5 protein-coding genes are annotated in these 4,405 nt (G+C 44.2%); 1 reads left to right on the top strand and 4 read right to left on the bottom strand.

The features are described from left to right. The 4 genes from RCH62_RS08305 to rlmD form a co-directional block, all read right to left on the bottom strand. The coding region (locus RCH62_RS08305; RefSeq protein ID WP_306475011.1) for a DUF438 domain-containing protein at positions 1-1,225 on the bottom strand (1,225 nt) is incomplete at its 3' end. Further along, entirely contained in the window at positions 1,225-1,458 is a 234-nt protein-coding gene (locus tag RCH62_RS08300; protein WP_006596822.1) for a DUF1858 domain-containing protein, read from the bottom strand. The genes RCH62_RS08305 and RCH62_RS08300, both read right to left, overlap by 1 nt. Positions 1,459-1,501: 43 nt before the next feature. Further along, the gene (locus RCH62_RS08295; protein WP_306475010.1) at positions 1,502-1,954 is read right to left on the bottom strand and encodes a cytidine deaminase; all 453 of its coding nucleotides are present in this window, start codon (positions 1,952-1,954) and stop codon (positions 1,502-1,504) included. A 17-nt stretch (positions 1,955-1,971) separates the two neighbouring features. Next, positions 1,972-3,327: a 23S rRNA (uracil(1939)-C(5))-methyltransferase RlmD gene (gene rlmD, locus RCH62_RS08290; protein ID WP_306475009.1), complete on the bottom strand. Its 1,356-nt coding sequence runs from the start codon at positions 3,325-3,327 to the stop codon at positions 1,972-1,974. A gap of 158 nt (positions 3,328-3,485) precedes the next feature. Here rlmD and recX point away from each other — a divergent pair, with 158 nt between their 5' ends. Further along, positions 3,486-4,262, top strand: coding sequence for a recombination regulator RecX (gene recX / locus RCH62_RS08285; protein WP_306475008.1), 777 nt, complete (start codon positions 3,486-3,488; stop codon positions 4,260-4,262). The last annotated feature ends 143 nt before the right edge of the window (positions 4,263-4,405 follow it).

Genomic DNA, 4,405 nt, shown 5'->3' with positions numbered 1-4,405 from the left:
CAAATTTCCCACGTGATTCTGATTTGAACCACATTTCGTACTTGTCTTTTTTCCCCTCTCGAAGTCCCTGCATGATTGCTTTGACCTTCTCCAAGTATTTTGGCGGGTGACACAGTTCGACATGACGTCCTACCTGCGATGGCGTCCGTTTGAAAATCATCTCCTCAAAAGGGACTGCATCATTATAATATTGGAAAATATCATCCTTATTAACAAAAGTGATCTCCATCGGTAGATGGTTCAAGATCAAGTTAGCCTGCTCTACAGAGAGGAAGCCATGGCCAAAAGCCTGTGGTTGCTGACGATCGAAGCTCTCTTCTTTTTTCTTAGGCGTGAAGGTAATGGTCAACTGCCCCTCTGGAGTCTCAATGACCTGTCGCTGCTCGCCTCCATTTGAGGAAGGAAGGGCTTCACCTAAACCTTCTGTCTCTCTTGCTTCCTCTTCCTTAAAGTCCACACGTTTCGGTACCCATTTCTCACTCGGAATGATAATGGCATAACCGTAAGCCTCACTTTCTTCCGCGATGGAGAGCCAATCATCTTGGCTAAAGGCCTCCAGCAAAATCATCAAGAGGATGGACTCTTCCTTGAAGATCATGGCTTCAAACTCTTGCGCAAAGGCTTCAAAGCGCTCTTTGACTTCCGAAATGGCACAATTAGGAAGTTCCTTAGCTACTTCCAAGGCTTTCGCAAAGAGGTCTCTAATCTGGTCATCTACCCCCCACATGACTTTGGGAGGGGAATCATGTCCATAGCGTTCCATAATAGGAAACATCAACTCTTCCTTGCGGCGGTAATGCCGATCAAATTGACCCACCAAGCCTAGCTGACGCAACAAGCCTTTGTGAATCTCCTGGATCATCTCAGGATCCTCTGTCGTCTCATAATTATCCAGCAAACGACGGACCCGCATCATAGCCGCCCGAAGGGCCAGGTTCTCCTGTTTAAAGATCTGAACCGGATGGCCTGGATGGTCAGTATCTGCTACTTCAACCCCTTGTACAGCGTTCTTAAAGAGATTGGCATGGACATCACAAAGCTCCATGACATCCTCAAAGGTAATGCCTGCATCAGAGTTCATTAGCTCATGCTCCATGAGGGAAATCTCAATCGCAGACACCCCGCTAAAGGTCGCATCAAAGCGCTCTTGGACCGACTCAGGAGAGGCTCCATGATGAAGGTCTAATAAGATGTCTCTTAAGACATGAATTCGTTCATCGCTCATTAGTCTAGCCCCACTACTTCATAACCATTGGCCTCTAATGTTCGCACAATCTTCTCCATGGGCGTACCTTCTAATTTTGATCCTTGTTTCAAAGAAACCTTGCGCCCAACTGTGTTGCGCATAATTGGATTGGCTAAGGGTTTAAAGCCCAATTCCACCAACAAGTCTAATACTTCCGGATGTTGATCAATGACTTGAGCAACTGGAATCGATACATCAATTTTATTGTCCATCTCTCACTCTCACATTTCTTCTCTCATCTTAGCTCCTGGGAAACTAATATTCCTCCTGGGGAAGCTCCTCAGCCCTCTGATTGGCCCGTTCTTCTCCCCACCAAAAGGGCATCAATTCTCCCAGAGTAATAGTCTTCCGACTCTCATAATCGACTATAAACTCCAACTGGCTATTGGCTGGATCAAGTTCCATTAAGAACTCTCGACAAGCCCCACAAGGCATTCCAGATCCGCCACCATAAGGTGGTCGATCTCGGAAGGCTAAAATTCGTTTCACCTTGGTTTGACCAGATGCTTGGTACATATTAAAGAGAGCCGCTCGTTCTGCACACAAATGGAAGACTCCACAGGTCCCTTCCATACAAAAGCCTGTATAGATTTGCCCATCCTCTGCCTCAATAGCCGCAACCACGTGTTGCGCATAGACAAAATCAGATACTTCATGGGGACGATAGAGGGCCTTGGCCTTTTCATACATGATTTCCCAAATATCCATTGTTGATTCCTGTTCTATTAAGCTTTCTTGACTAACTTCACCACAGCTTCTGTCCGAGCTGTATGGGGAAACATATCTACTGACTGGATGTAGACAACATCATACACCTTGGTCAAGTCTACAAGGTCTCGCGCCAAGGTCGAAACATTACAAGAGACATAGACCATCTTTTGAGGGGCATAGCGCAACAAGGTATCGATCAATTGCACTCCCAGTCCTGTCCGTGGTGGATCCACAATAACTGCATCCGCCCGATAGCCTTCTTTGTACCAGCGAGGGATGATTTCCTCAGCCGTCCCAGCTTCATAGTGGGTATTCTCAAACCCCATCTGCTTAGCATTGTACTTAGCATCCTCAATCGCTTCAGGGATAATGTCCATCCCTCGTACACTCTTGACCTTGTCCGCAAAGGCGAAACCAATGGTCCCAACACCACAGTAGGCATCAATCAAATGATCCTCTGGTGATACATCTAAGGCCTTGACAGCCTCACTATAGAGGACTTCGGTTTGCTCAGGATTTAACTGGTAAAAAGCCCGAGGAGACAAGGAAAATTCATAATCCAAGACCCCTTCTCGGATGGTCTCCTGTCCCCATATAATCTGCGTCTTCTCCCCATAAATCTCGCTTGATTTAGAAGTGTTCAAATTGACTGCCACCGTTACAATTTCAGGGTATTTTTCTACTAGGTCTGCGACCAAGTTTGTTAAATTAATTTGTCGACTCGTCACCACGATCATTTGGACCTGACCAGACTTGCGAGCCCGGCGTACCATGATGGTTCGAACTCCCAATTGCTTCCGATCATCTGAAATTGGAATCTGGTAGTAGGTTAATAACTCAGCTACATGGTTGGCTATTTTCTGAATGACTGGATCCTGGACCAGACAGTCCCTTAATTCCACCAAATAATGGGAATTTTGAGCGTATAAACCAGCCTTGACATGCCCCATAAATTTACGCGTCTGAAATTGGAGCTTGGCCCGATAATACTGAGGTTTTTTCATCCCAAGCGTCGGATGAATCAGATAATTTTCATACCCTTTAGGAGCATATTTCTTCAAGGCCTGCTGCAATAAGTCTGTTTTGAACTCCAACTGCTTGCTGTACTTCAGATGCATGATTTGGCAGCCCCCACAGGTCTCGTAAATATCACAGGTTGGCGTTACCCGATACTTGGAAGCCTTGTTGACGGACAAGAGCTTGGCTTCTGCAAAATTCTTCCGAATCGCCGTAATTTGGCAAAAGACATCTTCACCCTTTAAAGCCCCAGGCACAAAGACCAAGGTCTTCTTGTAAAAGCCAATCCCTTCACCATTAATTCCCATTCGCTTGATTTTCAAAGGAATTCTTTGTTTAACTTTTAAATCCATATGTCTATTATACCATGTAGTTTCTCATTCGTTTAGAATATGATAGAATTGAAAAGAAAAACAAGGAATCAGGGACCATTTCTCAAAAGGACTACGAATAATATAAAGAGAAAGACTGATCATTTACCATAATAAAACACGAACGAAACAGGAATCCTATGAAAATTACCAAATTAGAAAAGAAGAAACGTCTCTACCTTCTAGAGCTGGATCAAGCCGAATCCCTCTACATTACAGAAGACACCATCGTCCGCTTCATGCTCTCGCGAGACAAGGAAATAAGCCAGGAAGAACTCAAGGAAATCCAAAGCTATGCCCAGATCTCCCATGCTAAAAACTTGGCCCTCTATCACCTTTCCTTTAAGGCACGAACAGCTCGCGAAGTTAGAGACTACTTAATCAAGCACGAAATCGACGAATCTACCATCGAAACCGTCATTAACACCCTAAAAGAAGACAAATGGATCGATGACTTGGCCTATACTCGGGCTATCTTTCAATCCAATCACCTCTCAGGAGACAAGGGCCCCTATCTCCTCAAGCAAAAGCTCATTCAAAAAGGTGTCTCTTCCCACTATATCGACCAAATCACCTCAGAATTTGATTTCTCCGAAGTGGCTCAACGAACTGCTCAGAAACTAGCCAAGCAATACGTTAAGAAACTTCCACCAAGAGCCTTAAAAGATAAAATCACACAAACTCTTATCAATAAAGGCTTTAGTTATGAAGTTGCCAAGCAAGCCTATCACCAATTAGATATCGAACCAGACGAGGAACAAACTCTTGACCTGATTATGAAGGAACTAGAAAAACAGCACCAGAAATACTCCCGAAAATACGAGGGCTACGAGCTTAAACAACGCCTCACTCAAGCCCTTGCGCGCAAGGGATACGACTACTCAGACATTTCTACAGCACTTCGCGAATTCCTTTAAATAAAAAATCACATGAAAATCCCTTATTTTCATGAAAATATGATACAATATAGAGGATGTACTTAGATTGTAGAAAGTTGGTAAGTTATGAAACTACCTAAAGAAGGCGACTTTATTACAATTCAAAGTTATAAACATGATGG

It is taken from the genome of Streptococcus sp., from assembly GCF_030825805.1.
Taxonomy (GTDB): domain Bacteria; phylum Bacillota; class Bacilli; order Lactobacillales; family Streptococcaceae; genus Streptococcus.
Note: the sequence above shows the minus strand (reverse complement) of the source record. Positions and strands in the feature narration are given on the sequence as shown.